Genomic DNA, 26,655 nt, shown 5'->3' on the forward strand with positions numbered 1-26,655 from the left:
TACACCCGTTCAGGATTACGCAGCGGCAGAATTGTCGCCTTCAATAACCTTTAGCGGGTTTTGCGCACCGATCAGCACTTTCTTGGGCTTCATCGCCTCGGGCACTTCGCGCACAAGGTCGATCGTCAGCAAGCCATCGGCAAGATCAGCGGCTTCGACGCGGACGTAATCGGCCAGTTCGAAGCGACGTTCAAATCCCCGGTTGGCGATGCCGACATGAAGATATTCGCGATCATGCGGTTCGGTACGGCTACCCTTCACCGTCAGCAGGTTTTGCTGGGCGGTAATATCAATATCTTCAGGCTTGAAGCCCGCTACGGCCAGCGTAATGCGATAAGCATCTTCGCCGCGCCGTTCGATATTGAAGGGTGGATAATTGTCACCGGCATTGGCGCGGGCCTGCCTTTCAAGCAAATCGAACAGGCGGTCAAAACCCACAGTGGTCCGGCGATAAGGGGTGAAATCAAGACGGTTCATGGCAATATCCTCAATCTTTGAGCAATCTGCACTTGCCGCAGTGCGCCCGGAAACCGGCGCTCACCTTGGCGGTTTATGGCCATGCCCGACTTGCGGCGCATGACACGAACCACCATGTGTGTTAGCGAAAATCGCATTTCAAGACCCCCAGTTTGAGGTTTCCATGCCGAATACGCCGAAAATTGAAATCTATACCAAATGGGGCTGCCCCTATTGCTACCGCGCCAAGGCGTTGCTGGATGGCAAGGGCGTGACGTACGAGGAATTCGACGTGACCATGGGTGGCCCGAAAAAGGCAGAGATGATGGAGCGTGCGCCTCACCATTCTACCGTCCCGTCGATCTTCATCGGTGGCGCGCATATCGGCGGCTCGGATGATCTTTCCGTGCTTGAGGCCAAAGGTAAACTGGACGCGATGCTGGCGCTGTGAATGCCGGAGCATCGCATGGCGCGGTAAAAATCGCGTTGTTTCAGATGACAAGCGGGATTGATCCGCGCGCTAATGCTTTGGCCATCACCCATGCGGCGAAGCAGGCAAAGGGCGAGGGCGCAGCGATGCTATTCACGCCAGAAATGTGCGGGCTGCTAGACCGGGATCGCAAACGCGCGACGCCGAACATTGTGGCCGAGGGTGACAGCCCGGTGCTGGCAGCGGCACAACAGGCGGCGCGCGAGAATGCTATCTGGATCGATCTGGGCTCGCTGGCGGTGCTGCGAAAGGATGGCAAATGGGCCAATCGCGGCTTTGTGATTGACGCCGGGGGCGCAATTGCCGCGCGTTATGACAAGATACACATGTTCGATGTGGCTTTGGCATCGGGCGAGACTTGGCGGGAATCTGCCGCCTACACGCCGGGTGATCAGGTTGTGAGCGTTCAGACACCGCTTGGCCGCTTGGGGATGGCGATCTGCTACGATGTACGGTTTCCGGCGTTGTTTGAAGCACTGGGCCAAATGCGCTGCGATGCCATTCGCATACCGGCGGCGTTTACCGTGCCGACCGGCAAAGCGCACTGGCATTTGCTGCAACGTGCCCGCGCGGTTGAGGCCAGCGCCTGGGTAATTGCCGCAGCGCAAACCGGACGCCATGAGGACGGGCGCGAGACTTATGGCCATTCGCTGGTGATCGACCCTTGGGGCGATGTTGTGCTGGATATGGGCGATGCGGCGGGCTTGGGCTTTGCTATTGTAGACCCTGTCCGAACGGGCGAGGTGCGTTCACAGCTTCCCAGTCTTGCCAACAAGCGGGAAATCCCTAAGTCAGCGCTATGATTGTCTTTGATCTGCAATGCGGGCCTTTGGGGCACCGGTTTGAAGGATGGTTCGGCTCGTCAACGGACTATGAAGATCAGCAAGCCCGTGGCCTGATTTCGTGCCCGATGTGCGGTACGGGCGATGTGTCAAAAGCGGTTATGGCCCCTGCGGTTGGCCGTAAAGGCAACCAGATGGTCGTACCAACCGCAAAGCCCGATTTGTCCGATCACGTCCCGGCGCAACCGATCGCCAATACGCCACTACCGCCCGAAGCTGTCGCCATGCTCAAAGCTGTGGCAGCCATGCAAACCGAAGCGCTGAAATCATCCAAATGGGTTGGCGAAAAGTTCACCGAAGATGCCCGCGCCATGCATTACGGTGAAAAGGAAGTAGCCCCCATCCACGGCCGCGCCACTTTCCAACAAGCACAAGAATTGGCCGAAGAGGGCATTCCCGTAGCCCCGGTGCTGGTCCCGGTCATCCCGCCCGAAGAAGCCAATTGAAGCACGCATAACGCCAAAAGCGCGTTGCCAGCACAAGCCGCCCTGCCTAAAGAGAGCGCGGGCGCCCGTAGCTCAGCAGGATAGAGCACCAGATTCCTAATCTGGGGGCCATGGGTTCGAATCCCGTCGGGCGCGCCATTTCGGTTCAAAGGCACGAACGCCTAGCACCGCCGCCTCTACGCCGGAGGCGGCGGTTAGCGTTCGGAGCAGCTCGCTCCGCAGCCCACGGATGCGAACCTCTTTTCGGCTCACGACTTCCACACGTTGCGCAACCGCCCGCACCTGATCGCGGGCGAACGTGCCGTCGCCGTTCCGCAGCTTCTTGCGCACGGCGGCCGCAAAGGCGCGCAGGCTTTCCGGCGTGATCGCGGGGCCGATCTTTACGATGTGCGCCACCGCGCGCTCGGCATCCCCCTTGGCCTGGTCGCGCGTCGCGGTCAGCTCGGCGATGCGATCCTTGAGCGACGGGTCGCTTACGTCGATGACGCCATTCTCGATCGCGTCGTAAAGCCGCTTGAGCTTCGCTTCCGCCTCGGTCGCACGCCGCTCAAGATCGGCGACATGCTGGCGGCGCTGGTTCACCCACTCGTCGCGCCGTTCGAGGATCTGATCCATCAGAGCTTCGAGCCGCGCCGGGTCGAGCAGCCGCGCTTCGAGATGGTCGACCACGGCCCTGTTGAGCTGGTCCATCGGCACGGTGATGCCAGGACAGCCGGTCGCGCCCTGCCGCGCCTTCGTCGAGCAGGTGTAATAGCGATATTCCCGGCCGACGCTGCTGGTGCCTGTGCGCAGCGTCATCGCGCCGCCGCAGCACGCGCAGAAGCAAATGCCGGTGAGCAGCGTCGGCCCACCCACCGCCATCGGCGCCATCATCTTCGGGCTGCGCGCCTTGAGCGACCGCTGGACCGCCTCGAACTCCGCTTCCGAGACGATCGCCGGCACTTCCATGACGGCGTGCTCGGCCTCGGGCTTGGGCGTCCTGGTCTTGTGATCGCGCGTGTTGAAGCGGTGCTGGCCGATATAGGTCGTGCGTGTCAGCACCATATGCACCGCGCCGAGACCCCATCGCCCGCCATCGCGCGTGCGGATGTTGTTCTCGTTGAGCCACGTCGCGATTGACTTGAGCCCCATCGGTCCCCGGTCACCGACACCATTCAAAGCCATGCGGTAGATGCGCCGCACCGTCTCGGCCTGGATCGGGTCGATCTCCAGCTTCTTCTTGATCTTCGCGCCGCGCTCCCCGGCTGCAACCACGCGGTAGCCGATCGGCGCCCGCGCCCCGTTCCAGAAGCCCTGCCGGGCGTTCTCCTTCATCGCACGCAGCGTGTGCTTGCCATTCTCCTTCGATTGATATTCGTCGAACAGCGTCATGATCTGGCGCATCATGATGCTCATCGGATCGTCGCCCAAGTCCTGCGTGATCGAGACGAGCTTCACCCCGTTCTTCGCCAGCTTGCGGACGTAGAACTCGAACTGGAACTGGTCGCGGAAGAACCGCGAGAAGCTGTGGACGACGATGACGGTGAATGTCGGCGGCTTCGTCATCGCCGCGTCGATCATCGCTTGAAAGGCAGGTCGGCGATCGTCCGTCGCGGTGTTGCCCGGCTCGACGAACTCGGCCGCGACTTCCCAGCCGCGCGAGAGGCAGTAGCCTTCGATCTGGCGGCGTTGGTCGGGAATCGACAGGTCGCTCTCGGCCTGCCGGCCGGTCGAGACCCGGAGATAGAGCGCGGCGCGGGCGATCGCCACGACCGGCGCCTCATCCTCATCTCGTCGCAGGGCGGCGCTGGTCATGACGCTTCACTCCTCACTTCACGGCAGCGGTCCGAACAGCTTGTCCAGCTCTTGCCGCATATGGCCTTCGATCGCGCGCAGCTCGGCGTCGCCGATCGGAACTTGCTCTGGCCAGTCGTCGGTGACGACGATCGGCCCATCATCCTCGCGCACCGGACGCGAAGCACGGCGCGGAGTGACGCGGTTGATGTAGTCGTGCAGGTCATCCGGGCTTTCGGCCCAGCGACGAGGCGCGCGCCGGCGGAGCTTACGCGGAAGGGCCATGTGCTGACCGTGCAGCACGAGCGGTCTTCGGGCAAACGACGCCACACGGTGTAGCGCAGATAAGTGCTCACGGCGTGTCCGGCGACGCCGCCTCCAGTCGTTCGCGCGCGCTCGTATCGTTCGCCGCCTTCAGCAGCGCTTCCCACGAATCGGGTGGATTGCCCTTGTCGAGCATCTTGCGGAACACGGCATAGGCGTCCGACTTCGCGCCATACGTGCGCAGGGTCGTCTCGTCGTTCACCCAGGCAAAGATGATGATCTTCGCGCTGGTGCTGTAGCGGAAGAACAAGCGGAACCTGCCGCCGCCAAACTTCGCCCGGAACCAATGCTTGCGGTCGTCGCCAAGCGTGCCGCCCTGGCGATACTCCGGGCGCGTGGGGTCTTGGGGAATGGTCTCGAATACGAGCTGGCGCAGCGCGGCGAGCAGTTTCGCATTGGCCGACTTGCGCCAACCGCGCGGGTCTTTCTGCCGCGAGCGCGCAACGGCCGTCCCCAGCTTCTCGAACTGATCGAGAAACAGCGGATGGGCAAAGAGCTGCCACCCGTTGACCGTCATCATCAGAGATCGACATCGCCGTCGATCGGCGCGTCGAGATCGACCTTCACGCCTTCCGTCAGAGCCGCAATGCGCTGGGCCAGCGCGGGAGATAGCGCCGTCAGCGCCTCGGGCCGGCGTTTGATATCCTCGGCCAGAAACGTCAGAAAGCTGTCGATCGCCGGATCGTCATGCTCGGCATCGGCGCGATGCACCGACACGCCATGCTCATCGACGCGGAAAGCGATCTTGCCGCCGTAATCGACGCCGAGCGCCTGGCGGACGGACTTCGGAATCGTCGTCTGGCCCTTGGCGGTGATGGTGCTGATTTCTTCGAGCAGCGCGGGCATGGCTCATCTCCTCTGCCCGCTGAATGTAAGGAAAACGCATTACATTGTCAAGGTGGAGCCTTCCACCGGCATCACATCCTCCTGAAAGTCCTTCCCGGTGAAGCAGGTCCGATAGAAGAGGAACTGCTTGGTTGCGTCTCGTTGGACTTGCCCAAGGCCGGGCAGAACATATGGCGAAGCCTATCTTCTTCCGGCAGTGTTGCGTGCGGGGGCTTCACTATTACAACCGCTGCGAGTCGCGGGGGAGGACGGGGGCGGGATGATTCTCACTGACAATGAGACAAGGGTCGACCTCCTCAACAATGAGGCGATCGCCAAGACTATCATCGAGCTGCTACGCGAAAAGCCCGAGCGCGCCGTGACGATCGGCGTTCACGGCGACTGGGGTGCGGGCAAATCCAGCATTTTGGAGATGATCGAAAACGGCCTCAGTTCGGATGAGGACGTGCTCTGCATCAAATTCAACGGATGGCGCTTTCAAGGATTCGAAGACGCCAAAATCGCGCTGATCGAGGGCATCGTCACCGGGCTTATCGAAAAACGCCCGTTGCTCACTCAAGCCGGCGTAGCCGTGAAAGACATCTTCCGGCGGATCGACTGGCTAAAGATCGCGCGGCACGGGGGCGGACTCGCTTTCACCGCATTCACTGGCATTCCCACAGCCGATCAGATCGGCGCGGTGGTCGGCACCTTGAAGGGGATCTTCTCCGATCCCTCAAAACTCGCCACGCAGGAGAATTACGACAAAGCGATCGACGGTGTGCAAGGTCTGCTGAAGCCAGGAGAGTCGAAAAATGTGCCGGAAGAGATCGAGGCATTCCGGAAAGCTTTTGACGATCTGCTCAAGCAGGCGGGTATCAAGCAACTGATCGTCCTCATCGACGATCTCGACCGCTGCCTGCCGGACACGGCGATCGAAACGCTCGAAGCCGTCCGGCTGTTCGTCTTCACCGCCCGCACCGCGTTCATCGTCGCGGCCGATGAGGCGATGATTGAATATTCGGTGCGTAAGCATTTCCCCGAACTGCCGGACACGACCGGACCCCGCGACTATGCGCGCAACTATCTCGAAAAGCTGATCCAGATTCCGTTCCGGATTCCGGCTTTGGGCGAGACCGAAACCCGTATCTACGTCACCCTGTTGCTCATCGGTGCCGAACTGGGCGAGGACGATCCCGCTTATTCGGCGCTCATCACCGTCGCGCGTGAATTGCTCAAACGGCCTTGGCAAACAGCCGGGCTCGACGCGCAGACGGTCAAGACCGCCTTGGGCGACAAAGCCAGCAAGGTCCAGAACGCGCTCACCTTGAGCGACCAGATCGGTCCGATCCTGGCCAGCGGCACTCAGGGCAATCCGCGGCAGATCAAGCGCTTCCTGAACACCCTGCTGCTACGCCATCAGACCGCGCTCGCCCGCGGCTTCGGAGAAGAGGTGAAGCTGCCCGTTCTGGCGAAGCTTATGCTGGCCGAACGGTTCCTCTCTAGATTGTTTGACCAGATCGCCAGCGCCGCCGCCCGCGATCCGGACGGCCGCTGCGTAGATTTGGCGGCGCTTGAAGCCGCTGCGTCGGAGGAGAAGCCAGCCCCCAAGGCGAAGCGGGCCGGGCCTAAGATCAGTTCCACCGATGACGCCAAGCCGACCGCCGTGCCGGACTCTAAGGACAGCGCTATCCTGACGGAATGGAAGGCGGCCGACGCGATACGGGCCTGGGCGCGGCTGTCACCGGCCTTGGCCGAAGTCGATCTGCGCCCCTATCTGTTCGTGACCAAGGATCGAAAGGACTATTTCGGCGCGGCCTCCGTCCTCGGCCGTCTCGCCGCTGTGGTCGAGAAGCTGCTCGGCCCGAAACTCGCTGTCCAGGCGTTCGAAGGTGAACTCAAGCAACTCGTTCCGGCTGAGGCCGCGCAGGTCTTCGAGGAGCTGCGCGGCCGCGTCATGGGCGGAGACGCCTTTGATACCGTGCCGCCCGGCATCGACGGACTCGCGGTGCTGGTTCGCGCGCATCCGACGCTTCAAGCCAATCTTCTCGACCTGCTAGAAGCCTTACCGGCCGATCGGTGCGGGCCGTGGCCCGCGTCGGGTTGGGAGGGCGTCGTCAAGGATTCCGACGCCGTGGTTCGCTTCGAGAAGCTACTCCAGGGATGGTCAACCTCCGGTTCGTCCTTCTTGAAGCCGACGGCGAGCGCCGCGCTTCGCACGCGGAAAGGTGGGCGCTGATGGGCACCTCGAACGCCTATGAGGGTGCGGGCGGAGGCACGCCGCTAATTCCGAGTTGGTTGCAGGGTGACGGCGACGGCGGGTCCGGCGCGGGCGCGGGGGATGGCGACGGGGCGCTACCGTCGTCACCTGATGGAACACCCCCAGCAGTTCCTCCAGCACCAGCGCCTCGGCCCACCGCGCCAGCAGGTGCATCGGATCGGTTCACGTCGGCGCGAAACAATTTCACTCGCTTCGCAAGCTCGGGTGGCAGCGACCGTCGGAGCCTCGGTCGCGCGGTCTCGCAATATGTGTCCAAATCGGCAGGCGGTTCGCGCCAGGCCGCGCAACGTATGGGCTCATCGCGCGGCGCCGGCGCCGGGCTCGTCCGGTTCCTCAACGACGCTAGCGCCAATGGCGTTCGCGAAGCGCTGCGAACGCTTAATCTGGAAAGCCTCGCCGGGCGGCCGATCGAGGAAGTGTTCGCCGGCCTCGCCGACTATATCTGCCCCGAAGGCGGGTCGATCGACGAGGGCATCGCACGAGACGCCTTCGTAGAGACGATCGCCGACCTCGCTGGCGCGGGCATCACCGACATCGACGCTCTCACGCCGGGCCAGATTCAGACTGTCTTCGAGCTATACGCCACCCACGCGATCGAGGCCCGCATCTGCAACGACATCGGCACCAAGGTCGTGACCTTGCCCGCTGATCCGCGCGCGGCCGAGAGGGTTCAGGCGCAACTGCGTGATTTCATCCAGCGTGGTGTCAGCGACGCGATCAACGCCGCAGGGGTCAACATCCAGTCGCTGACCCCTGATGCGGTGATGGGCTTCGTGACCGACGTCTATCAATCCGCCTTCGACGTGTTGCAGACGATGGGCGACGGGGAGGCAGCGAAATGAGGCGCCATGTCATCATCGGCCGTTTCGGGCCGGACGATAAGACCCGCGTCCCGAAGGCGCGCGACGAGGTTGTATCGACCTTGCAGTTGGTGGCGGGCAAGCGTCTCGATCATGGGATCGGCCGCGCCTTGTCCGACCTTAAGGCGCTGCACCTGACCCCGAGCGAGATCGGCGCAGACATGCTCGTCGTCGCGGCCCATGTTCATGCGGCGGACACCCGCATCTCCCGCTCCACGGAATCGCAGGACGCCTGGACGCGCGAGATTCGGCTGGTCATCCCCGTTAGCGATCCGGTGCGATGGACAGCCGCCGCGCCCATCCTGGTCCGCGCCCTGAACTTTCTGACCGGCGACAGATGGGATGTGGGTTTCCGCAAACGGGCCAAGGGCTATGCGCCGCTGGTTCCCGTCGCGGCACCCACCCTTATTCCAGCCCCGTTCGATGGCGTGAGTCTGTTCTCCGGTGGCTTGGACAGCCTGATCGGCGCGATCGACAGCTTGAATGCCGGCGAGACGCCGCTTCTGGTCAGCCATGCCGGCGAAGGACTGGTGAGCAAGTCGCAGGAGCAGTGCTTCGACGGTTTGAAAACCGCTTATAAAGCATCTGCCTTCGATCGGCTGCGGGTGTGGATGAGCTTCGATAGCGGGTTTGTCGAGGATGTCGGATCGGAGGACACCACACGCGGTCGATCCTTCCTGTTCTTCTCGCTGGGTGTCGCCGCCGGCACCGCGCTCGGCCGCGCCTTCGTGCTCAAGGTTCCCGAGAACGGTCTGATCGCGCTCAACGTGCCGCTCGATCGGCTCCGGCTCGGTGCGCTCAGCACCCGAACGACGCATCCTTTCTACATGGCCCGGTGGAACGAATTGCTCGGTGCGCTTGGTGTCGAAGGGAAGGTCGAGAATCCCTATTGGGACAAGACCAAGGGGGAAATGGTCGCCGAGTGCGCCAATCCGACCCTGTTGAAGCAGCTCGCCCCGCTGTCGCTATCGTGTTCATCACCGACGAAGGGGCGTTGGACCAAGAAGCCGCAGGGGCACTGCGGTTACTGCCTGCCATGTCTCATTCGGCGGGCCTCTCTGCGAGGCAGGGATTCGACAGTTTACGGCGTGCCCGACCTGAAGACTGCCACATTAGACACCAGGCAGGCCGAAGGTCAGCAGGTTCGATCCTTCCAGATCGCGATCGCGCGGCTATCGAAGCGTCCGGAACTCGCCAAAGCCCTCATCCACAAGCCGGGGCCGCTCTATGATGATCCCACCCGCCACGATGGCCTGGCCGATGTCTATCGCCGCGGACTGGAGGAGGTTGGGCGCTTGCTGACTGGCGTTCGCGCCGCACCGTCGTAAGAGGCTCCATGCGATCGGGTCTAGTCGATTTTCATTGTCACCTCGATCTCTACCCCGACCACGCGGCCGCGGTGGAGCGTTGCGAGCGCGATGGCGTTTTCACCCTCACCGTAACCACCACGCCCAAGGCTTGGCCGCGAAACCACGAAGTGGCGTCCGCCACGCGTCATGTTCGGGCGGCTCTCGGCCTGCATCCTCAACTGGTCGCCGAACGCGCTCATGAGATCGGGCTATGGGAGGAATTGCTGCCGCGCACCCGCTATGTCGGCGAGGTCGGGCTGGACGCTGGCCCGCGGTTCTACAGGTCGTTCGAGACGCAGAAGGAGATTTTCGCTCGCGTGCTAACGCTGTGTGCGGCGGCGGGGAACAAGATCGTCACGACGCATAGCGTCCGCGCGACCAAGGCCGTCCTCGATATGATCGAGCAATACATGCCGCCCCCGCGTGGGCGCGTGGTGCTTCATTGGTTCACTGGCACCGCAGCAGAGGCCAAGAGAGCAGTCGATCTCGGCTGCTATTTTTCGGTGAACGCGGAGATGCTCGCGAATGAGAAGCGCGCGGCGATAACCAAGGCGCTCCCGTTGGATCGCGTTCTGACGGAGACTGATGGGCCATTCACTCAAACCGACGCCCGCCCGACCACGCCGAGCGATGTCTGGATCGCTGTCGAAGGTATGGCGCGTCTGCATGGAACGCCGCCCGCTGATATGTCCGCCACGATAATGCGGAATCTCAAAAGCCTGCTTGTAGAACAAGCGTAGACGCCACCCGTAGGATCGAAGCTCTATCGCGCTGGCTGGGTAGAGGTCGTCTCAGATTTCGTTGTCCTGCTCGCGCCGCAATTCTCTAATGCGCTCGATAACGGGTGAGCTGATCGTGGGGCGATTGATGTCGCGGAACAGCCGATTGACCTTGATGACACCAGAGTCCTCAAGGATCATCCGGCGAGTTTCTCTCCAATCCCGTTGGAACTGCGCGAGACGCGCTTGACGTTCGCTTTCGGGCAGGTCGCGCAGGTCTTCCACACCCATGAAAAGCGCGGTGCAATGGGCGCCCAGTTCCTCGTCTATATAGAGGACGCTGCGCGTTGTATGTTCCGCGATCGGCATGATGGCTGCGGAGATCAGCTCGTGCCGCTCGGCCGCCGACAGTTTCGTATTGTCGATCACTTCGTTCGCGATCCGGTGGCTCTCAAATAGGATATTGATAAGCGAGTCGTAAGCTTCGAGGCGCTTGCCGAAGATCGCCGCTGCGAATTGTTCTGCTCTTTGCCGTCGTCTCAATAACTCTCCCAAGATGATGCCCAGAGGAACACCCACGAGACCGATCAGTGCTCCGGTTAATTGTGACCAGTCCATAGACTTTCCCCAAACTAATAGCCCTGACCCGGGCGCAATCCGATTCCGCCCGCTGTATTCTAATCCACCTCGCTTCAGTGCGCGGATGGTGTCTTTTTGCTGCTATCATTTTCCGGTTTGAGGGGGAAAGCTTTCCCCTGCTGGCGAGCCCCAGGCGGGTCTCGCCAGACCCCTTCTAGCGGGGACACCCCGCAACGCCCCGCTCGGCGTGTTCACGCCGAACCGTAAATCCGCCCCGGCGGATTTGGGTCTTTCCCATGCTGCGGAGATCGGGCCAGGGCTGCGCCGGCCCGATCGCGTCTGGTCGTTGCTCACTCCGTCTGTGGGGTGGGCGACGCTTCCCTTTAGGCCCGCCGCGCCGGGCCGCAACGCGCGTGCCGCGCTTACCTCCTCTGCGTTCCGGTCCTTCGGATGCTGCCCGGCTCTGCCGGCGGGCCTTCCGGTCGCTCTTTCGCCGCCCACCCCATTCCGGGGTGTGTGTGGTTTTAGAAGGAGTAGTGTGATGAACGCTGTTACCGAAACCGTTGCCGCCGAGCCTGTCTCGGGCGTCGAGATTTTCGTGCCGCTCGCCAAGCTCAAGAAGTCCCCGCGCAATGCCCGCAAGGTGCCGCATGGGGAAGCCGCTATCGAGGCGCTGGCCGCTTCGATTCAGCACAAGGGGCTGATCCAGAACCTTGTCATAGAGCCGGAGGTTAAGGAGGACGGAACGCCGACCGGCTACTACCTCGTAACCGCCGGCGAAGGCCGCAGGCTGGCGATGCTGTTGCGCGCCAAGCGCAAGCAGATCAAAAAATCGGAACCCGTGCGCTGCTGGCTCGATACGCAGAACGATCCCGGCGAGATCAGTCTGGACGAGAACGTGACCCGGACGCCGATGCACCCCGCCGATCAGTTCGAGCGGTTTGCGGAGCTTTCCAGCGACAAGGGCTGGGGAGCGCAAGAGATCGGCGCGCGGTTCGGCGTGTCGGCTTCCGTGGTGAAGCAGCGGCTTCGCCTTGGCGCTGTCTCGCCCAAGCTATTGCAGGTCTATCGCGAGGATGGCCTTACGCTGGATCAGCTTATGGCCTTCGCGATCACCGAGGATCATGCCCGGCAGGAGCAGGTGTTCGAGGGTCTGCACCACAATCGCGAGCCGTGGATCATCCGGCGCGACATGACCGCGAGCAATGTTCCGGCGACCGACCGGCGCGCGGTGTTCGTCGGGGCCGACGCCTATATCGAGGCGGGCGGCAATATCATCCGTGACCTGTTCAGCGAGGATCGGGGTGGCTTTTTCGAGGACGCTGGCTTGCTGGACATGCTCGCGACCGAGAAGCTGCGCGAGATCGCGAGCGAGGTTCAGGCCGAGGGCTGGAAATGGGCCGAAGCCCATATCGACTATCCCCACGCCCACGGGATGCGGCGCTTCTATCCGCAGACCGTCGCCCTGTCCGACGAGGACGAGGCGCGGCTGGAGGCGCTGTCCATCGAGTATGACGAGCTTGCCGAGGGCTATTCGTCCTATGACGAGATGCCCGAGGATGTGGCGGCTAAGCTGGAGGCGGTGTCCGACGAGATCGACGCCATTTCGGCCAAGCGTTACGCCTACGACGCCAATGTGATCGCGCATGGCGGGGTGTTCGTGGTGTTGAACCATGACGGCGTTCCCCGTCTCGAGCGCGGTTTCGTTCGTGCCGAGGACGAGGCGCTGGCCGACCCGCAGCCCGAGGATGAGGGCGAAGGCGAAGCCATCGACCCGCAGGCCGTCGCGGACGAGCAGGCCGACGACGGCGACGACGACGAACAGGAGATCGAGGAAGAGGACGAGGAACCGGGCAAGCCGATTTCCGACAGCCTCACCCGCGACCTGTCCGCCTACCGGACGCTGGCGCTTCGTGTTGCGCTGGCCGAGAGGCCCGATCTGGCGCTGATCGCCTTGACCCACACGCTCACGGCGCAACTGTTCTACAGCTACACCGAGGCCGGTTGTCTTGAGGTTCGTCCAACCGTGACGCCGCTGGGCAGTCATGCGGACGGGATCGAGGACATGCCGCTTGCCGCCAAGGCGAACGAGGCGCGCGAGGCGTGGGCCGAGCGGATGCCGCGTGACGTGGCCGACCTGTGGGGCTTCATCGTCGGGCTGGACGACGAGAAGCGGCTGGCGCTGCTGGCGCATTGCGCGTCCCGCACCGTCAACGCCCTGCGGCTGCCGTGGGACCGCAAGCCCCGTTCGCTGCAAACGGCGGACAGGCTGGCGAGCGCGCTGGCGCTGGACGTGGCGAAGGACTGGACGCCTACCGTGGACAGCTACCTTGGCCGCGTCACCAAGGCGCATATCGTGGAGGCCGTTACCGAAGGCGTGTCAGAGGACGCCGCCCGCCGTATCGTCGACATGAAGAAGCCGGACATGGCGCAGGCGGCCGAGCAGCTTCTGGCCGGGACCGGATGGTTGCCCGCGATCCTGCGGACCCCCGAGCCGGGGGCGGATCAGTCCGCACCCGTCGAGGCCGAGGATGGCGGCATCGTGGAGCAGCCGTCCGAAGCGGAGTCCCCCGATACCGGAGCGCAGGACGGCGAAGCGTCCTACGCCGTCGCCGCCGAATAGCGGCATTGGGCCGGGGCCGCGCGAGTGGTCCCGGCCTTCCTTCGTCGCCCCCAAAAATCGCGGCCGCGCCCCTGTCCAGGCGCGGCCGCTTTTGTCATGCAGGAAGAAATCGTCGCTCGCCGGGCACAGCCCGGCTCGCGGCGCCACGTGTTATCTCGATGTTTGTTTGGCGATGGCGATGGCCGACAGGTCGTTTGCCGGATCGATCGTTACGCCCGTCGCCTTGCGCTCGGAATAGCGATCCACAAGCTGCGCAGCGTGAGGGCGCAGCAGCACCGTGAACCGAACCAATTCCTCCATCACATCAACGATGCGGTCATAGTAGCTGGACGGCTTCATACGTCCGGCTTCGTCGAACTCCTTGTAGGCCATCGCCACGCTCGACTGGTTAGGGATTGTCACCATTCGCATCCAGCGGCCGAGCAGGCGTAGCGTGTTCACGGCGTTGAACGACTGCGAGCCGCCCGACACCTGCATGACCGCGAGCGTGCGGCCCTGCGTCGGGCGCATCCCCTTCATCTCCAGTGGCAGATGGTCGATCTGCGTTTTCATGAGTCCGGTGATCTGGCCGTGACGCTCCGGGCTGCACCACACCATGCCTTCTGACCACAGCGCATGGTCGCGCAGCTCATGGACGGCGGGATGATCGTCCCCTGTGACCTGGTCGGGCAAAGGCAGGTCGGACGGATCGAAGATGCGCGTCTCGGCGCCGAAGAACTGAAGCAGCCGCGCGGCCTCCTCGACTGCGAAGCGCGAGAAGGACCGTTCGCGGAGCGAGCCGTAGAGCAGCAGGATACGCGGCGGCGGATCGCCCGCGCCAAGGCCAAGGGCGGGCCGGTCATGGGCATAACGCGGATCGAGCGCGGGCAGATGATCCGGATCGGAAAGATGTCGGAGGCGGGTCAAGCGGTCGCGCCTTTCTCATACCAGCCGCGCGTCCGCTTCACGATCGCCACCACCGTCAGCATCACCGGCACCTCAACCAGCACGCCGACGACCGTGGCGAGCGCGGCGCCGGACTTGAGGCCGAAAAGGCTGATCGCCGCAGCAACCGCCAGCTCGAAGAAATTGGACGCACCGATCAGCGCGGCGGGCGCGGCCACGCACCACGCGACCCCGAACCGGCGGCTGAGCCAATAGGCCAGCCCGGCGTTGAAATAGACCTGCACCAGTATCGGCACGGCGATGAGCGCGATTACCAGCGGCTGCGCGATGATCGCCTCGCCCTGGAAGCCGAACAGCAACACCAGCGTCGCCAGCAGGGCGGTGAGCGACGCCGGGCCGAGACGGGTCAGCAGCCGGTCGAGCGCGACCTGGCCACCCGACGCCAGCACGCCGCGGCGCACGATCTGCGCGACGACCACCGGCACGACAATATAGAGGCCCACCGAGAGCAGCAGCGTGTCCCACGGGACCGTTATCGAGGCGACGCCGAGCAGCAGGCCGACCAGTGGCGCGAAGGCGAACACCATGATGAGGTCGTTCAGCGCCACTTGGCTCAGCGTGAAATTGGGTTCGCCGTCGCACAGGTTCGACCAGACGAACACCATCGCCGTGCAGGGCGCGGCGGCGAGCAGGATCAGGCCGGCGATATAGGATGAGGCTTCGCCCGCCGGGAGCAATGGCGCGAACAGCCAGCCCAGGAAAAGTGTGCCGAGCAGCGCCATCGAGAAGGGCTTGACCGCCCAGTTGATGAACAGGGTGACGCCGACGCCCTTCCAGTGCTGGCGGACACTCCCGAGCGCGCCGAAGTCGATCTTGAGAAGCATCGGCACGATCATCAGCCAGATCAGCACCGCGACCACGAAATTGACGCGCGCCACCTCGGCAGCGGCGATAGCGCCGAACAGCCCGGGTAGCGCGTGACCGAGCGCGATGCCGGCGACGATACAGAGCGCCACCCACAGCGTCAGATAGCGCTCGAAGAAGGAGATGCCGGGACGCGCCGCTGTGGCGTCGGCGGGAATGGTCGCCATCCTTCAGCTCACCCTTGCGCCGGTAGCATCGACGACCTGCTGCCCGTCCTCTTTGACGAAGGCGCCCTGTTGCGGCGCGGGCAGCAGGTCCAGCACGACTTCCGAAGGGCGGCTGAGCTTCACGCCCAGCGGCGAGACGACCAGCGGCCGGTTGATGAGGATCGGATGCAACATCATCGCGTCGATCAGGGTTGCGTCAGACAGTGAGGTGTCGCCCAGACCCAGTTCGGCATAAGGTGTGCCCTTCTCACGCAGCAGGTCGCGCGGCGTGATACCCGCGCGCTCGGTAAGCTGGACGAGCAATGCGCGCGAAGGCGGCGTTTTCAGGTATTCGATGACATGCGGCTCTATGCCCGCATTGCGGATCAAGGCCAGCGCGTTGCGGGAGGTGCCGCACTCCGGGTTGTGATAGATGATGATGTCGGTCATGCGGCATCACCGCGCCGGGCGGTAGAGCCTTCGGCATGGCCGATCTCGCGCAGCTTCGCGCCGAGCGCCTTGGCTTCCAGGGCTGCGATGGGCAGCGCGAGGAATAGCTTGATCCGATTTTCCAGATAGCGCAGCGCCGTCACAAAGGCGCGCTCGCGCTCGATCTCCGTTCCCTCGGCACGGCTTGGATCTTCGATACCCCAATGGGCCGTCATTGGATGGCCGGGCCACACCGGGCAGGTCTCACCCGCCGCGTCGTCGCAGACGGTGAACACGAAATCCATGTGCGGCGCATCCGGTTGAGAGAACTCCTCCCAGCTTTTGGAGCGCAGCCCTTCGGTCGGATAGTCGATGCGCTCCAGCAGCCGGAGCGCGATCGGGTTGACCGCACCCTTGGGGAGGCTGCCAGCCGAGAAGCCGCGGAAGCGGCCTTCGCCCAGCTTGTTGAGCGCGCTTTCCGCGAGGATCGAGCGCGCCGAATTTCCGGTGCATAGGAACAGGACATTGAACATGCGGTCGGCGGACATAGCGGTCTCCTTCAACAGCAGGGAGTGAGTTCAGCAACGAGCGGCACGCATAGCTCCGGCTTTCCGGCGCAGCAGTCCTTGACCAGAAACAAGGTGAGCGCGCGCAGCGTATCGAGGTCGGCGCGGTAGATGATCGACCGGCTTTGCCGTTCGGATTTCACCAATCCCGCGCGCGACAGGATGCCCAGATGCGCCGACATGGTGTTCTGCGGCACGTCGAGCTGGCGCGCGATCTCGCCGGCCGGCAGGCCGTCCGGCTCGTATCGCACAAGCAGTCGGAACGTATCGAGGCGAGTCGTCTGCGCGAGTGCGCCAAGGGCAAGGATGGTCGAATCGGTTTCCATATATCCAGAATAGCGGATATTTTCCTGGAACCATCCTCCTTTTTCATCATCTGCTACCCGCCTTGATGCGGGTCGCGGTCTTTGTGACGCCGCCTTGCTCGCGGCTCGCTCCATCAAGTCGGCATAGGACCGGCCGTTCCCACCTTACAGGGCGCCGAACCGTGGGAGGGCTGCGATCCAGTTTTGATGGCCGCGAGCATATCCCGTGTGCCCCTCGCCACGACCGCACGGCCTCTCGATTGGCTTGATCTAACCGGGGCCGGCTATGCCTTGCTCGGCCTGGCGCAACGCCGTCGCGCGGCTTTTTTCCGCCGCCTTCGGCTTTGCATCGCGAAGCAAAAAAGCCGCGCTTCGCCATCCTCCGCTGCGCTTCGGCCGCAAGCGGTGCGCGTCCGGTCATCCCCGCTTCACCGATCGCCATCGAGGCCGCGGCGGTCGTGGCCCGAGAGCGAAAGGAACTTTGACATGGCGACCATCGGCACCTTCACCCAAGCGGCCAACGGCTCCTTCACCGGAACCATCAAGACGCTCACCCTCAACGCCAAGGCCAGCCTCCGGCCGATCGACAAGGAGAGCGAGAAAGCCCCCGACTACCGTCTCGCGGTTGGCTCCGTCGAGTGCGGCGCAGGATGGAAGAAGACCAGCCGCGAGAACCGCGACTACATCTCGGTCAAGCTGGACGATCCCACTTTCCCGTCCCCGATCTACGCCACTCTGTCCGAGACCGAAACCGCCGGCGAATACGCGCTGATCTGGTCCCGCTGACCCCGACACGGCGCCCCGCTCCATTGGAGCGGGGCGCCTTCGTGTGGTTGTTAGCTGGTTATCAAAAGCGGACGGGCCAGTCGGCCCGGCATGTTGTCGGAGCTGCTTGGGGCGCTGCCCCTAGCGCCCTTCGGAGCAGCTTCCGCCCAGCTTCCTCCACGCTGCGCGTTCCGTGCAGCCGGTTCCCCGCGAAGCCGCCCACTCCGGTTGCACCCCCGGTCTCGCCGACGGGCAGGGTTTCAGCGCGGCGCTCCGCTGCGCGGGAGCCGCTCGACAACGAGGCGCTGTATCGGCACGTCCCTTCCATCTTCGCCCGCGAGGCGCACGACAGCCGTTCAGATCGCTATGTCTATGTCCCGACCATCGACATCGTGGAGGGGCTGCGCCGGGAAGGATGGTCGCCGTTCTTCGCGGTCCAGTCCGTTCCGCGCGACGGCAGCCGCCACGGCCACGCCAAGCATATGCTGCGCCTGCGCCGGGACGACGGCATCGGCAAGCCCGAGGCCGCCGAAGTCATCATCGTGAACAGCCATGACGGGACCAGCGCCTATCAGATGTTTGCTGGGATGCTGCGCTTCGTCTGCACCAACAGCATGATCGCGGGTGAGCGGTTTGAGGAGGTCCGCGTGCCGCACAAAGGCAATATCGAGCATGACATCATCGACGGCGTGTTCACCGTTGCCGAGGACTTCCCCCGGCTGATCGACGCCAGCGAGTCGATGAAGGCGATCCAGCTTTCGCCGGATGAGCAGTGCTTGCTTGGCGAGGTCAGCCTTGTTGCCCGCTATGGCGAGGACGAAAGCCCGGTTCGCCCCGAACAGATCATCGAGCCGCGCCGCCGCGAGGATGTGGACCGCAGCCTGTGGACCACCTTCAACGTCATTCAGGAGAATGTGGTTCGTGGCGGGTTGCAGGGCCGCAAGCGCAACGCCGAGGGCCGTATCCGTCGCGCGCAGACCCGCGCCATCAACGGCATCGATCAGAATGTGACGCTCAACCGTGCGCTCTGGACGCTAGCCGAGGGGATGCAGCGCCTCAAAGCGGCGTGACGCTAACTACCGCAGGGCCGGAGACTCCGGCCCTGCGGCTACGCCATTTTGCGCCGATCCGCTGCGCTGGATCGGCGGCGGCCGCTCGTCCCGAGGTCCGCGCGGCCGCAATCGCGCTCGCCGGGCTGACGCCCGGCTCGCGCTCAAATTCTGCGAAGCTAGTCGGTCTGGGGCGGATCGAGTTCCGCGACAAGATCCGCGGGCGTGACGCCAAGCGCGGAAGCCAGATGAAACAGGGTGACGACCGTGGGATTGCGCCGGCCGCGCTCCAGATCGCTGACATATTGTTGGGTAAAGCCGGACATCTCGGCAAAGCGCTCCTGGGTAAAGCCCTTATCCTTTCTCAGCTTGGCAAAGTTCAATCCCACGAGACGACGCATATCCATGCGCGGCAAGCTGGACGATACATCTCATCGGGTTTATCTCATATCAGTTGTATCGGCTGGAGCGCGCCGTCCGTCGGTGCGGAAGGCGCGTCCAGCGATGCAGGACTTGCGCGTATCCGGTTCAGCAATCTGAGCTTAAACGGTTAACGGGCAACATGACGAGGGCGCCATGAGCACCAGCCAATTCGAGGATCGCGCGCCCGAGGTATCGCAGCTCACGGCGTATGACGAAAGCCACCTTGTCGCCTATTTGCGGCTGCTCGATGCGGATAGTGACGGGGCCGACTGGCGCGAGACAACCGCTGCCATCCTCGGTGTGGACGCAGCCGTCGAGCCGCAGCGGGCAAAAGAGATGCACGACAGTCACCTTGCCCGCGCACGATGGATGACGGAGGTTGGCTATGCCTATCTGCTCGGCAGTGAGCGCCCGCTAAAGCGTTAAGTTTCAATCCGATTTGGCGCCATTCTGTTGCTGTTGCCGCAGCATACCCGGCATGGTTGAGCGCAACCTTGGCGCTATTATGCGTCAGGAAGTCCGGTGATGTTCATCCTGTACTATCCGCGCGCCGCGCGGTTGGGAGGATGCAATGCCGACGCCACCGGGGCGTCGCCAGCGACGCGCCGGCCGAATGTCCGACGCGCTCGGGCGCGCCGATCTTGCCGCCGAGTTTCTTCAACGAAACCGTACCTATCGCGCCGAGCATGAGCAGATGCAGCAGCGCATCGCCGACGGCGCCGTCGCAAAGAACGCCGCCGAGACGGCGTTCGCGCGGCGCTGGGGGTTATCCTTTCGCCACGGCGCCGGATGATCTTTCGGAGCCCGTCGTCTGGCGCCCGGAGCTGACCGCCGTCACGGTGATCCTCGACGCCGCGCCGGAGGGTTTCGAGACCGCCGCCCCGGTCGATCCGCGCGCGATCGGCGCGCTGCTCGCCGACCTGGCCGGGATCGAAGGCCGCCATGTCATCGTCGCCGATGCGGCCGGCGAACATCGCCTGTGGCTGCGCGACCACAAGCCGGGCCAGCCGCTCGCCGCCGTCATCCCGCTCGACAAGGATTTCCTCACCCGCATCGCCAGCCTGCTGCGCTTTCACCGCCGTCTGCTCGGCCGCGCCGCCGGCCCGCTGCCGCGCGGATGGCCGCTCACGGCTTACCGGCTCGCGCGGCTCGACTTGATGCTCCGCGCGCTCGACCTGCGCGACGGCGGCGCGACCTACCGCGAGATCGCGATCGCGCTAGGACGCGACGAGGCAGCGCGGCTGTCCGCGAGCGACTGGAAGATGTCTTCCGCGCGTTCGTTCGTAGTCCGTCTGGTTCGCGACGGCATCGCCATGATGAAGGGCGACTACCGCAAGCTGCTCCGCATTCGCTGACCCGCTCACGCCGCCGCACGCATTTGGGGGTGGTCGCATCCGTGCGGCCGCACATCTTCATACCCCACCCGGCCGCCTCCGCTCTGACAATTACGTCTCCTGCCGCCACCGCCCGCAGGAGCCGTCACTTGTCCGATACGCCCACCAACTTGCCGCCCCGTTTCCTGCGCACGCCGGAAGCCGCGCGATTTCTCGGCCTCTCCGGCCGCACCCTTGAGAAGCACCGCTATTTCGGCACCGGTCCTGCTTACCGCCGGATCGGCGGCCGCGTCGTCTATTCGGTCGATGACCTGCGCGCCTGGGCCGACATCGGCATCAAGCATTCGACCTCCGATCCGGGGCAGGATGATCTCATGCCGCGCGCGGATTCGGCCGATGACGGCATGACGCGCGTCGAATTGACGTGGATCGAGAAACGGATCGAGCATTGGATCAGGTTCGGGCGCGTTGCGGTTGATGAGATCGTCGATCGCCGCCGCCGCATCGTCCGCTTCCGTCCCGGCGCCATCTTCGCGTTCGTCCGCTGGGCCGCCAACGACTACGGCACGGTCAGCTCGCGCATCGACATCGTGCGTGCGGTCGGCACCGGCGAGCCCTTCACGACTCTGCCGTTCGTCCGCCCCGGCGGCGACATCCTGCTCAAGATCGAAGGCTGGCCCAAGGTAAGCCAAGTGCTTGCCGCGATCGACGCGGCCGAGGCGGCCGGCGTCGATCCCTGCGACGCCGCGCCCGATCATTGGCGGCACGTCCACAACCGCATCGCCGCCGGACATCAGCCGCGTCCCTACACGCTGGAGCGTCATCGCGCCTGGCTCAAGCGCCGGGAGATCGAAGGATGACGCGCCGTGGATGGGCCATTGCGACGGTCTCTGTCGCGTCGCTATTCGGCGTGTCGTTCGCAGCCGTGGCGGTATTCGACCCGCTCCCGCGCGTCGTCTGGAACGCCAGCGCGAGCGCGCCGATCGGACTTTATCGGATCGAGCCGCTTCCCGATCCGCCGAACGGCGCGTTGGTCGCCGTGACGCCGCCACCGCCGCTGGCGCGGTGGCTCGCGGAGCGCGGCTATCTCGGCGAGCGCGTGCCGCTCCTCAAGCACGTTGCCGCCAAACCGGGGCAGCGAGTGTGCAGGATCGGCGCCGTCGTGAGCATCGATGCGCAGCCCGTCGTCGTTGCTCGCTTGGCCGACGGCATGGGCCGCCCGCTGCCGGTCTGGCAGGGCTGCCGCACGCTGCGCGCCGGCGAGCTGCTGATGCTCAATCCCGACCACGCCGACAGCATGGACGGCCGCTATTTCGGCCGGTTGCCGGCCTCGACCGTGCTCGGCCGCGCGATCCCGATCCTTACCCGCGACGACCTCGAAGCGCCGCTCACCTGGCGCTGACCCGCTTTTCCCAACTGCCAACCCAAAGGAGATCATCATGCAGATCGGCAGCTTCTTCCGCACTGCCAACGGCTACGAAGGCATCATCGAGACGGCGACGCTCGACATCCGTATCTCGATTGTCCCAGCCGATCCGAGCGACGCCGACAAGGCGCCGGACTGGCGCGTCCATCGCGGCGACAGCGGCGAAGGGCCGGAGATCGGAGCCGGCTGGAACGAGAGCGGCGAACGCGCCGGCGATTACGTCTCGCTGCGCATCGACGATCCCGCCTTTGCGCAGCCGATCCGCGCCGCGCTGTTCCAGAACGGCAATGACAAATCGGCTTGGTCGCTGCGCTGGAACCGCCAGCCGAAATCGCGCGAGCAGGACTGAACCAGTGCGCTTCATCCTCATCCCTTTGTTCGCGGGAAAGCCGTCTCATCCCTTCGTCCCGCTCGGTCGCAGGCCGGCCGGCGCGCGCAGCGAAGGTCAAGGGCGGCCAACGGCCGGCGCTCCGCGCGCACCCTTTACCGCAGCGAGCACGATGGCAGGCTGGCGACGGAGTGGAGTCGGATCGGCGGTGGCGCTTGCCGTCGTGCTGCTGTCCGGCAGCGCTGCGCCTGCTTCCGTGCTGGCGCAGGATATGTCGGCCGCGCGATCGGCACCCGTCCATCCTTATGCCCGCCATGTCGCCGACGCCGCGCGTCGGTTCGGCATCCCCGAAGCGTGGATTTGGGCCGTGATGCGCGTCGAGAGCCGTGGCGTTTCCCGCGCAATCTCGCCTGCCGGGGCGATGGGCTTGATGCAGATCATGCCCGCGACCTGGGCGGGCCTACGCACTCGCTACGGCCTCGGCCCCGCTCCGTTCGACGTGCGCGACAACATCATGGCGGGCGCGGCCTATCTGCGCGAGATGCACGACCGCTACGGCAACGCCAGCGCGATGCTGGCGGCCTATAATGCGGGACCGGGCCGCTACGACGACTATCTGTCGCGCGGCCGTCCGCTGCCTCGTGAGACGGTCGGCTATCTCGCCCGGCTCGCGCCGATCACTGGCGGATCGGGCGCTGTGGAGATGGCGGTAAGCGTGCCGCCTGATCCGTTCGCCTGGCGTCGCGCCGCGTTGTTTGTTCGCACGGGGAGCGCCGCATCAGATGCAGTTGGCGTGCGGTCCGGCAGCGGCGAAACCGCGCCGGAAACGCCCTCGGGCAGCGTAGAATCTGACGGCGCTCACACCACCGATCCGTCGCCGAATGTGGCGCGCGACACGCTGTTCGTGTCCCGCGCCCGCGCGGGCCGACCGCAATGATCGGTCTGTCACTCCCTTCATCCGTCCGAAGCAGCAAAGTGGCTGGGGAGGAGGAAAACGGCAGGGACAGACGAGGGCAAGATATAAGCCGCACCCCGTTTCGCCGAAAAGCCAAGGCTTTTCCGTGGCTTCATGCGGGGGCGTCGGTCGGCGCGCGTGCCGCGCGGAAGGGAAAAGCAAGCAAAATCAACGTCTCGAATGGCACCACGGGCCATTTACGGCCGAAAGCGGCCCGGCCGTGAGCGAGGACAGTGAGTTCCGCGTTCGGCCGGGCAAGGCCAAGCGCAGCAAGGCGCAGGGCCGCAATGCGCGCGGCCTGGTGGCCGAGGTGCTGCGCGTGGCCGCGATCCACAGCGGAGGCCGGCGCACCGGGGGCGGCTCGCGCCGAGGTCGCCAATCCAGTTTCGGGCGGGGACGAACAGCATTTGCCCGCAGCCGGTTATTCGGATCGGGCCGTCGAGTGATGGTGAAGGCGCTACCCGTGAACCATCGCAGTCGCGGGGGCCGACGCATGGCGCCGCTGTCCGCGCACGTCGCCTATTTGAAGCGCGAAGGCGTCACCCGTGACCGTTCCCCGACGCGCATGTTCGACGCGGCCGGAGACAATGCCGACGATCGCGCATTCACCGAGCGGTGCAAGGATGACCGGCATCATTTCCGCATCATCGTCTCGCCGGAGGATGCGGCCGAGCTGACCGACCTACGCGAATACACCCGCGATCTCGTGCGGCAGATGGAAACGGATTTGGGGACGCGGCTCGATTGGGTCGCGGTCGATCATTGGAACACCGACAACCCGCACGTTCATATGCTCGTGCGCGGTGTCACCGACACCGGCACCGATCTCGTCATGGCGCGGGACTATATCAGCCACAACCTGCGCTCCCACGCCGAGGAGCTGGCGCAGGCCGAACTTGGGCCGAAGCCTGAGCATGAAGTGCAGCGCGCGCTCGACCGAGAAGTGACGGCCGAGCGCTGGACGCGGCTCGATACCGAGATCGGCCGCGCGGCCGACGAACTGGGGGTCATCGACCTGCGCCCCGAGCGGCCCGGTCCGGCCGATCCGCGCCTCCGCCGGTTAATGGTCGGCCGCTTGCAGCATCTGGAGACGATGGGGCTCGCCGCTGAGGGTGAGCCCGGACAGTGGGCGGTTGCCGAAGGCGCGCAAGGCAAGCTGCGCGAGCTGGCCGCGCGCGGCGACATTATCCGCACCATCGGACAGGCTCTGAAAGATCACGGGCAGGACCGGCCGCTGGAAAGCTACGCGGTTGTGAGCGGCGCGCCGGAAAAGCCAATCGTCGGCCGGCTGATCGACAAGGGGTTGCACGACGAGCTGTATGGCGCGGCCTATGCCGTGATCGACGGCACGGACGGCCGCACCCATCATGTGCGGCTGCCCGGAATTGAAGCGCTGGAGCAAAGCCCGACGCTCGGCGGGATCGTCGAGCTGCGCGCTATAGGCAAGCCGGGCGAGCCGAAGCCCACCCTGATCCTCGCCACGCGATCGGACCTCGACCTCGCCGCGCAGGTGAAGGCGCCCGGCGCGACCTGGCTTGACCATCGGCTGATCGAGCGCGGCACGGGTGTCGCGGATGGCGGGTTCGGTGCGGAGGTGTGCCGTGCGATGGACGCGCGCACCGATCATCTTGTCCGCGAGGGGCTGGCGCGCCGCTATGGCCAACGCGCGGTGTTCGAGCGCGGCTTGCTCGACACGCTGCGCAAGCGCGAGCTGGACGCCGTTGGCGCGAAGATCGCGGGCGAAACGGGCCTTGCGTATCGCCCGACCACCTCCGGCGAGAAGATTGCCGGCGTAGTCCGCCAGCGCCTCGCACTCGCCTCCGGTCGCTTCGCCATGATCGACGACGGGCTCGGCTTCCGTCTCGTGCCCTGGGCCAGCGCGCTCGAACAGCAGCTCGGTCGCCAAGTGTCCGGTGTCGTTCGCGCTGGTGGCGGCATCGACCTAGCGCTCGGCCGCAAGCGCGGCCTCGGCCTCTGACAAGGAAACAGCCATGTCCGCGACGAAAATCCTGTGGGGCCAGATCATCGCTGTCTTTCTGATCGTGCTCGCAGGTGTGTGGGGCGCGACGCAATGGACCGCCGCGGCCTTGGCCTATCAACCCGAGCTGGGGCCGCCCTGGTTCATCGTCGGCGGCTGGCGTGTCTATCCGCCGCCGGCCTTCTTTTGGTGGTGGTTCTCGTTCGACGCATACGCGCCAGCCATCTTCAAGACCGGCGCATTCATCGCCGCGTCGGGCGGGTTCGTGTCAATCGCCGTCGCCATTGGAATGTCTGTGTGGCGTGCGCGCGAGTTGAAGAACGCCGAGACCTACGGCTCGGCACGCTGGGCGACAACGCGCGAGGTTCGGGCGGCCGGGCTGCTGGGCGCGAACGGCGTCGTGCTCGGCAGACTCGACCGGGACTATCTGCGCCACGATGGCCCCGAGCATGTGCTGTGCTTCGCTCCGACGCGGAGCGGCAAGGGCGTCGGGTTGGTTGTGCCGTCGCTACTCACCTGGCCGGCCTCCGCGATCGTCCACGACATAAAAGGCGAGAACTGGTCGCTGACCTCGGGCTTCCGCGCGCGACACGGCCGCGTGCTGCTGTTCGATCCGACCAATGCCGCATCGGCTGCCTACAACCCGTTGCTGGAAGTGCGGCGCGGCCAATGGGAGGTGCGCGATGTGCAGAATGTGGCGGACGTGCTGGTCGATCCCGAAGGCAGCCTGGAGCGCCGGAACCATTGGGAAAAAACGTCGCACTCGCTGCTGGTCGGCGCGATCCTTCACGTCCTCTATGCCGAGCCGGACAAGACGTTGGCCGGCGTCGCGTCGTACCTCTCCGATCCATCTCGCACGATCGAGCAGACGCTGGCCGCGATGATGGCGACGCCGCACCTTGGCGAAGCCGGCGTTCATCCCGTCGTCGCCAGCGCGGCGCGAGAGCTGCTGAACAAGTCGGATAACGAGCGGTCGGGCGTGCTCAGCACGGCCATGTCGTTCCTCGGTCTCTACCGCGATCCTGTTGTGGCGCAGGTCACGCGGGCCTGCCAGTGGCGCATATCGGATCTGGTGGGGGGCGAACGGCCGGCGACGCTCTATCTGGTCGTGCCGCCCAGCGACATATCGCGCACCAAGCCACTCATCCGCCTCATCCTCAACCAGATCGGGCGCCGTTTGACCGAGGAGCTGACCCCGAAGGGCAACCGCCACCGCGTGCTCCTGATGCTCGACGAGTTTCCCGCCTTAGGCCGGCTCGACTTCTTCGAGTCTGCCTTGGCGTTCATGGCCGGCTACGGGCTCAAGGCGTTCCTGATCGCGCAGAGCCTCAATCAGATCGAGAAGGCTTACGGCCCGAACAACGCGATCCTCGACAACTGCCACGTCCGCGTGAGCTTCGCCACCAACGATGAGCGGACCGCCAAGCGCGTCTCGGACGCGCTCGGCACCGCGACCGAGATGCGGGCGATGAAGAACTATGCGGGTCACAGGCTTTCGCCCTGGCTCGGGCATCTGATGGTGTCGCGGTCAGAGACCGCTCGCCAGCTCCTCACGCCGGGCGAGGTGATGCAGCT

Annotated in this window: 31 protein-coding genes, 1 tRNA gene and 1 pseudogene; 21 read left to right on the forward strand and 12 right to left on the reverse strand. The window is 64.8% G+C overall.

Annotation, left to right across the window (positions count from 1 at the left end; all coding sequences use genetic code 11):
• Nucleotides 1-15 precede the first annotated feature (15 nt).
• Entirely contained in the window at nucleotides 16-477 is a 462-nt protein-coding gene (locus B7Y89_RS06045; RefSeq protein WP_292936730.1) for an Hsp20 family protein, read from the reverse strand.
• Nucleotides 478-640: 163 nt separating this feature from the next.
• Between B7Y89_RS06045 and grxC the strand changes: the two genes are divergently transcribed.
• From grxC to B7Y89_RS06065, 4 genes are all read left to right on the forward strand, one after another.
• Nucleotides 641-907 (forward strand): glutaredoxin 3, encoded by a 267-nt coding sequence (grxC, locus tag B7Y89_RS06050; protein ID WP_292936732.1) that lies wholly within the window; start codon nucleotides 641-643, stop codon nucleotides 905-907.
• The gene (locus B7Y89_RS06055) at nucleotides 904-1,749 is read left to right on the forward strand and encodes a carbon-nitrogen hydrolase family protein (RefSeq protein WP_292936734.1); all 846 of its coding nucleotides are present in this window, start codon (nucleotides 904-906) and stop codon (nucleotides 1,747-1,749) included. Before grxC ends, B7Y89_RS06055 begins: the two co-directional genes overlap by 4 nt.
• Nucleotides 1,746-2,234: a DUF1178 family protein gene (locus B7Y89_RS06060; RefSeq protein ID WP_292936736.1), complete on the forward strand. Its 489-nt coding sequence runs from the start codon at nucleotides 1,746-1,748 to the stop codon at nucleotides 2,232-2,234. Before B7Y89_RS06055 ends, B7Y89_RS06060 begins: the two co-directional genes overlap by 4 nt.
• Before the next feature lie 61 nt (nucleotides 2,235-2,295).
• Nucleotides 2,296-2,372, forward strand: a tRNA-Arg gene (locus B7Y89_RS06065).
• On the opposite strand, the gene B7Y89_RS06070 is transcribed toward B7Y89_RS06065, so the two are convergent.
• The 4 genes from B7Y89_RS06070 to B7Y89_RS06085 all read right to left on the reverse strand — a co-directional run bounded on the left by B7Y89_RS06070 (nucleotide 2,331) and on the right by B7Y89_RS06085 (nucleotide 5,177).
• Nucleotides 2,331-4,028 (reverse strand): recombinase family protein, encoded by a 1,698-nt coding sequence (locus B7Y89_RS06070; RefSeq protein ID WP_292936775.1) that lies wholly within the window; start codon nucleotides 4,026-4,028, stop codon nucleotides 2,331-2,333. The two genes, B7Y89_RS06065 and B7Y89_RS06070, sit on opposite strands and share 42 nt — an antisense overlap.
• An 18-nt stretch (nucleotides 4,029-4,046) precedes the next feature.
• Complete coding sequence (locus B7Y89_RS06075) at nucleotides 4,047-4,292, reverse strand: hypothetical protein (RefSeq protein ID WP_292936738.1); 246 nt, start codon at nucleotides 4,290-4,292, stop codon at nucleotides 4,047-4,049.
• Nucleotides 4,293-4,359: 67 nt separating this feature from the next.
• Nucleotides 4,360-4,848 (reverse strand): type II toxin-antitoxin system YhaV family toxin, encoded by a 489-nt coding sequence (locus tag B7Y89_RS06080; RefSeq protein WP_206434274.1) that lies wholly within the window; start codon nucleotides 4,846-4,848, stop codon nucleotides 4,360-4,362.
• A gap of 2 nt (nucleotides 4,849-4,850) precedes the next feature.
• Complete coding sequence (locus B7Y89_RS06085; RefSeq protein ID WP_125974204.1) at nucleotides 4,851-5,177, reverse strand: type II toxin-antitoxin system PrlF family antitoxin; 327 nt, start codon at nucleotides 5,175-5,177, stop codon at nucleotides 4,851-4,853.
• 259 nt (nucleotides 5,178-5,436) lie between these two features.
• Between B7Y89_RS06085 and qatA the strand changes: the two genes are divergently transcribed.
• Genes qatA through qatD form a run of 4 tightly spaced genes read left to right on the forward strand, consistent with a single transcriptional unit; the run spans nucleotide 5,437 to nucleotide 10,386 of the window.
• Nucleotides 5,437-7,395 carry a Qat anti-phage system ATPase QatA gene (gene qatA, locus B7Y89_RS06090; RefSeq protein WP_125974202.1) on the forward strand — a complete coding sequence of 653 codons (1,959 nt, stop codon included), beginning with the start codon at nucleotides 5,437-5,439 and terminating at the stop codon, nucleotides 7,393-7,395.
• On the forward strand, nucleotides 7,395-8,279 hold the full coding sequence (qatB, locus tag B7Y89_RS18285) for a Qat anti-phage system associated protein QatB (RefSeq protein WP_125974200.1): 885 nt from the start codon (nucleotides 7,395-7,397) through the stop codon (nucleotides 8,277-8,279). The genes qatA and qatB overlap by 1 nt, the downstream gene beginning before the upstream one ends.
• Nucleotides 8,276-9,625: a Qat anti-phage system QueC-like protein QatC gene (gene qatC / locus B7Y89_RS06100; RefSeq protein WP_125974198.1), complete on the forward strand. Its 1,350-nt coding sequence runs from the start codon at nucleotides 8,276-8,278 to the stop codon at nucleotides 9,623-9,625. The genes qatB and qatC overlap by 4 nt, the downstream gene beginning before the upstream one ends.
• Nucleotides 9,626-9,633: 8 nt before the next feature.
• Entirely contained in the window at nucleotides 9,634-10,386 is a 753-nt protein-coding gene (gene qatD, locus B7Y89_RS06105) for a Qat anti-phage system TatD family nuclease QatD (protein ID WP_125974196.1), read from the forward strand.
• Between the two features lie 51 nt (nucleotides 10,387-10,437).
• Here qatD and B7Y89_RS06110 read toward each other — a convergent pair whose 3' ends face one another.
• On the reverse strand, nucleotides 10,438-10,983 hold the full coding sequence (locus B7Y89_RS06110) for a hypothetical protein (RefSeq protein WP_125974194.1): 546 nt from the start codon (nucleotides 10,981-10,983) through the stop codon (nucleotides 10,438-10,440).
• Between the two features lie 502 nt (nucleotides 10,984-11,485).
• Here B7Y89_RS06110 and B7Y89_RS06115 point away from each other — a divergent pair.
• Nucleotides 11,486-13,567, forward strand: a complete 2,082-nt coding sequence (locus B7Y89_RS06115; protein WP_125974192.1) for a ParB/RepB/Spo0J family partition protein — start codon at nucleotides 11,486-11,488, stop codon at nucleotides 13,565-13,567.
• Between the two features lie 150 nt (nucleotides 13,568-13,717).
• Here the strand turns inward: B7Y89_RS06115 and arsH are convergent, their stop codons facing one another.
• The 5 genes from arsH to B7Y89_RS06140 are packed head-to-tail and all read right to left on the reverse strand — an operon-like array spanning nucleotide 13,718 to nucleotide 16,843.
• Entirely contained in the window at nucleotides 13,718-14,473 is a 756-nt protein-coding gene (arsH, locus tag B7Y89_RS06120) for an arsenical resistance protein ArsH (RefSeq protein WP_125974190.1), read from the reverse strand.
• The gene (arsB, locus tag B7Y89_RS06125; RefSeq protein ID WP_125974188.1) at nucleotides 14,470-15,543 is read right to left on the reverse strand and encodes an ACR3 family arsenite efflux transporter; all 1,074 of its coding nucleotides are present in this window, start codon (nucleotides 15,541-15,543) and stop codon (nucleotides 14,470-14,472) included. Before arsB ends, arsH begins: the two co-directional genes overlap by 4 nt.
• Nucleotides 15,544-15,546: 3 nt before the next feature.
• Nucleotides 15,547-15,972: an arsenate reductase (glutaredoxin) gene (gene arsC / locus B7Y89_RS06130; protein WP_153876134.1), complete on the reverse strand. Its 426-nt coding sequence runs from the start codon at nucleotides 15,970-15,972 to the stop codon at nucleotides 15,547-15,549.
• Nucleotides 15,969-16,499, reverse strand: a complete 531-nt coding sequence (locus B7Y89_RS06135; RefSeq protein WP_125974184.1) for an arsenate reductase ArsC — start codon at nucleotides 16,497-16,499, stop codon at nucleotides 15,969-15,971. The genes arsC and B7Y89_RS06135 overlap by 4 nt, the downstream gene beginning before the upstream one ends.
• A gap of 11 nt (nucleotides 16,500-16,510) precedes the next feature.
• Nucleotides 16,511-16,843, reverse strand: a complete 333-nt coding sequence (locus B7Y89_RS06140; protein WP_125974182.1) for a metalloregulator ArsR/SmtB family transcription factor — start codon at nucleotides 16,841-16,843, stop codon at nucleotides 16,511-16,513.
• Between the two features lie 465 nt (nucleotides 16,844-17,308).
• On the opposite strand from B7Y89_RS06140, the gene B7Y89_RS06145 reads away from it, so the two are divergent.
• On the forward strand, nucleotides 17,309-17,608 hold the full coding sequence (locus tag B7Y89_RS06145) for a DUF736 domain-containing protein (RefSeq protein WP_125974179.1): 300 nt from the start codon (nucleotides 17,309-17,311) through the stop codon (nucleotides 17,606-17,608).
• A gap of 23 nt (nucleotides 17,609-17,631) precedes the next feature.
• Nucleotides 17,632-18,657: a DUF932 domain-containing protein gene (locus B7Y89_RS06150; RefSeq protein WP_292936751.1), complete on the forward strand. Its 1,026-nt coding sequence runs from the start codon at nucleotides 17,632-17,634 to the stop codon at nucleotides 18,655-18,657.
• A 158-nt stretch (nucleotides 18,658-18,815) separates the two neighbouring features.
• Here the strand turns inward: B7Y89_RS06150 and B7Y89_RS06155 are convergent, their stop codons facing one another.
• Nucleotides 18,816-19,025, reverse strand: a complete 210-nt coding sequence (locus B7Y89_RS06155) for a helix-turn-helix transcriptional regulator (protein WP_366415753.1) — start codon at nucleotides 19,023-19,025, stop codon at nucleotides 18,816-18,818.
• 187 nt (nucleotides 19,026-19,212) lie between these two features.
• Between B7Y89_RS06155 and B7Y89_RS06160 the strand changes: the two genes are divergently transcribed.
• The 10 genes and pseudogenes from B7Y89_RS06160 to B7Y89_RS06205 form a co-directional block, all read left to right on the forward strand.
• Nucleotides 19,213-19,485 carry a DUF2285 domain-containing protein gene (locus B7Y89_RS06160; RefSeq protein WP_125974173.1) on the forward strand — a complete coding sequence of 91 codons (273 nt, stop codon included), beginning with the start codon at nucleotides 19,213-19,215 and terminating at the stop codon, nucleotides 19,483-19,485.
• A 145-nt stretch (nucleotides 19,486-19,630) separates the two neighbouring features.
• Nucleotides 19,631-19,852: a DUF6499 domain-containing protein gene (locus tag B7Y89_RS06165; protein ID WP_125974171.1), complete on the forward strand. Its 222-nt coding sequence runs from the start codon at nucleotides 19,631-19,633 to the stop codon at nucleotides 19,850-19,852.
• A gap of 46 nt (nucleotides 19,853-19,898) precedes the next feature.
• Complete coding sequence (locus B7Y89_RS06170) at nucleotides 19,899-20,414, forward strand: DUF2285 domain-containing protein (RefSeq protein ID WP_210252678.1); 516 nt, start codon at nucleotides 19,899-19,901, stop codon at nucleotides 20,412-20,414.
• 41 nt (nucleotides 20,415-20,455) lie between these two features.
• A pseudogene (locus B7Y89_RS06175) lies at nucleotides 20,456-20,707 on the forward strand (helix-turn-helix domain-containing protein); the annotation flags it as partial.
• Nucleotides 20,708-20,767: 60 nt separating this feature from the next.
• Nucleotides 20,768-21,253, forward strand: a complete 486-nt coding sequence (locus B7Y89_RS06180) for a DUF2840 domain-containing protein (protein ID WP_292936779.1) — start codon at nucleotides 20,768-20,770, stop codon at nucleotides 21,251-21,253.
• Nucleotides 21,250-21,795, forward strand: coding sequence for a S26 family signal peptidase (locus B7Y89_RS06185; RefSeq protein WP_125974167.1), 546 nt, complete (start codon nucleotides 21,250-21,252; stop codon nucleotides 21,793-21,795). The genes B7Y89_RS06180 and B7Y89_RS06185 overlap by 4 nt, the downstream gene beginning before the upstream one ends.
• 37 nt (nucleotides 21,796-21,832) lie before the next feature.
• Nucleotides 21,833-22,168 carry a DUF736 domain-containing protein gene (locus B7Y89_RS06190; RefSeq protein ID WP_125974165.1) on the forward strand — a complete coding sequence of 112 codons (336 nt, stop codon included), beginning with the start codon at nucleotides 21,833-21,835 and terminating at the stop codon, nucleotides 22,166-22,168.
• Nucleotides 22,169-22,172: 4 nt separating this feature from the next.
• Nucleotides 22,173-23,084, forward strand: a complete 912-nt coding sequence (locus B7Y89_RS06195) for a lytic transglycosylase domain-containing protein (protein ID WP_125974163.1) — start codon at nucleotides 22,173-22,175, stop codon at nucleotides 23,082-23,084.
• Nucleotides 23,085-23,322: 238 nt separating this feature from the next.
• A complete protein-coding gene (locus B7Y89_RS06200; protein WP_054725789.1) occupies nucleotides 23,323-25,080 on the forward strand; it encodes a DUF3363 domain-containing protein in 1,758 nt (585 codons plus the stop codon).
• 13 nt (nucleotides 25,081-25,093) lie between these two features.
• Nucleotides 25,094-26,655: conjugal transfer protein TraG (locus B7Y89_RS06205; protein ID WP_292936764.1), on the forward strand; the 1,562-nt coding region annotated here is incomplete at its 3' end.

The organism is Novosphingobium sp. 32-60-15, from assembly GCF_002280675.1.
Lineage (GTDB): Bacteria > Pseudomonadota > Alphaproteobacteria > Sphingomonadales > Sphingomonadaceae > Novosphingobium.

Coding starts and splice junctions, on each gene's coding strand:
- B7Y89_RS06085 (WP_125974204.1), bottom strand. CDS start 5,177: ATGCCCGCGCTGCTCGAAGAAATCAGCACCATCACCGCCAAGGGCCAG.
- B7Y89_RS06160 (WP_125974173.1), top strand. CDS start 19,213: ATGAGCACCAGCCAATTCGAGGATCGCGCGCCCGAGGTATCGCAGCTC.
- B7Y89_RS06115 (WP_125974192.1), top strand. CDS start 11,486: ATGAACGCTGTTACCGAAACCGTTGCCGCCGAGCCTGTCTCGGGCGTC.
- qatD (WP_125974196.1), top strand. CDS start 9,634: ATGCGATCGGGTCTAGTCGATTTTCATTGTCACCTCGATCTCTACCCC.
- B7Y89_RS06180 (WP_292936779.1), top strand. CDS start 20,768: ATGCCGCGCGCGGATTCGGCCGATGACGGCATGACGCGCGTCGAATTG.
- qatC (WP_125974198.1), top strand. CDS start 8,276: ATGAGGCGCCATGTCATCATCGGCCGTTTCGGGCCGGACGATAAGACC.
- B7Y89_RS06070 (WP_292936775.1), bottom strand. CDS start 4,028: ATGACCAGCGCCGCCCTGCGACGAGATGAGGATGAGGCGCCGGTCGTG.
- qatB (WP_125974200.1), top strand. CDS start 7,395: ATGGGCACCTCGAACGCCTATGAGGGTGCGGGCGGAGGCACGCCGCTA.
- B7Y89_RS06110 (WP_125974194.1), bottom strand. CDS start 10,983: ATGGACTGGTCACAATTAACCGGAGCACTGATCGGTCTCGTGGGTGTT.
- B7Y89_RS06165 (WP_125974171.1), top strand. CDS start 19,631: ATGCCGACGCCACCGGGGCGTCGCCAGCGACGCGCCGGCCGAATGTCC.
- grxC (WP_292936732.1), top strand. CDS start 641: ATGCCGAATACGCCGAAAATTGAAATCTATACCAAATGGGGCTGCCCC.
- B7Y89_RS06190 (WP_125974165.1), top strand. CDS start 21,833: ATGCAGATCGGCAGCTTCTTCCGCACTGCCAACGGCTACGAAGGCATC.
- B7Y89_RS06185 (WP_125974167.1), top strand. CDS start 21,250: ATGACGCGCCGTGGATGGGCCATTGCGACGGTCTCTGTCGCGTCGCTA.
- arsC (WP_153876134.1), bottom strand. CDS start 15,972: ATGACCGACATCATCATCTATCACAACCCGGAGTGCGGCACCTCCCGC.
- B7Y89_RS06145 (WP_125974179.1), top strand. CDS start 17,309: ATGGCGACCATCGGCACCTTCACCCAAGCGGCCAACGGCTCCTTCACC.
- qatA (WP_125974202.1), top strand. CDS start 5,437: ATGATTCTCACTGACAATGAGACAAGGGTCGACCTCCTCAACAATGAG.
- B7Y89_RS06140 (WP_125974182.1), bottom strand. CDS start 16,843: ATGGAAACCGATTCGACCATCCTTGCCCTTGGCGCACTCGCGCAGACG.
- B7Y89_RS06075 (WP_292936738.1), bottom strand. CDS start 4,292: ATGGCCCTTCCGCGTAAGCTCCGCCGGCGCGCGCCTCGTCGCTGGGCC.
- B7Y89_RS06060 (WP_292936736.1), top strand. CDS start 1,746: ATGATTGTCTTTGATCTGCAATGCGGGCCTTTGGGGCACCGGTTTGAA.
- B7Y89_RS06045 (WP_292936730.1), bottom strand. CDS start 477: ATGAACCGTCTTGATTTCACCCCTTATCGCCGGACCACTGTGGGTTTT.
- B7Y89_RS06135 (WP_125974184.1), bottom strand. CDS start 16,499: ATGTCCGCCGACCGCATGTTCAATGTCCTGTTCCTATGCACCGGAAAT.
- B7Y89_RS06080 (WP_206434274.1), bottom strand. CDS start 4,848: ATGACGGTCAACGGGTGGCAGCTCTTTGCCCATCCGCTGTTTCTCGAT.
- arsB (WP_125974188.1), bottom strand. CDS start 15,543: ATGGCGACCATTCCCGCCGACGCCACAGCGGCGCGTCCCGGCATCTCC.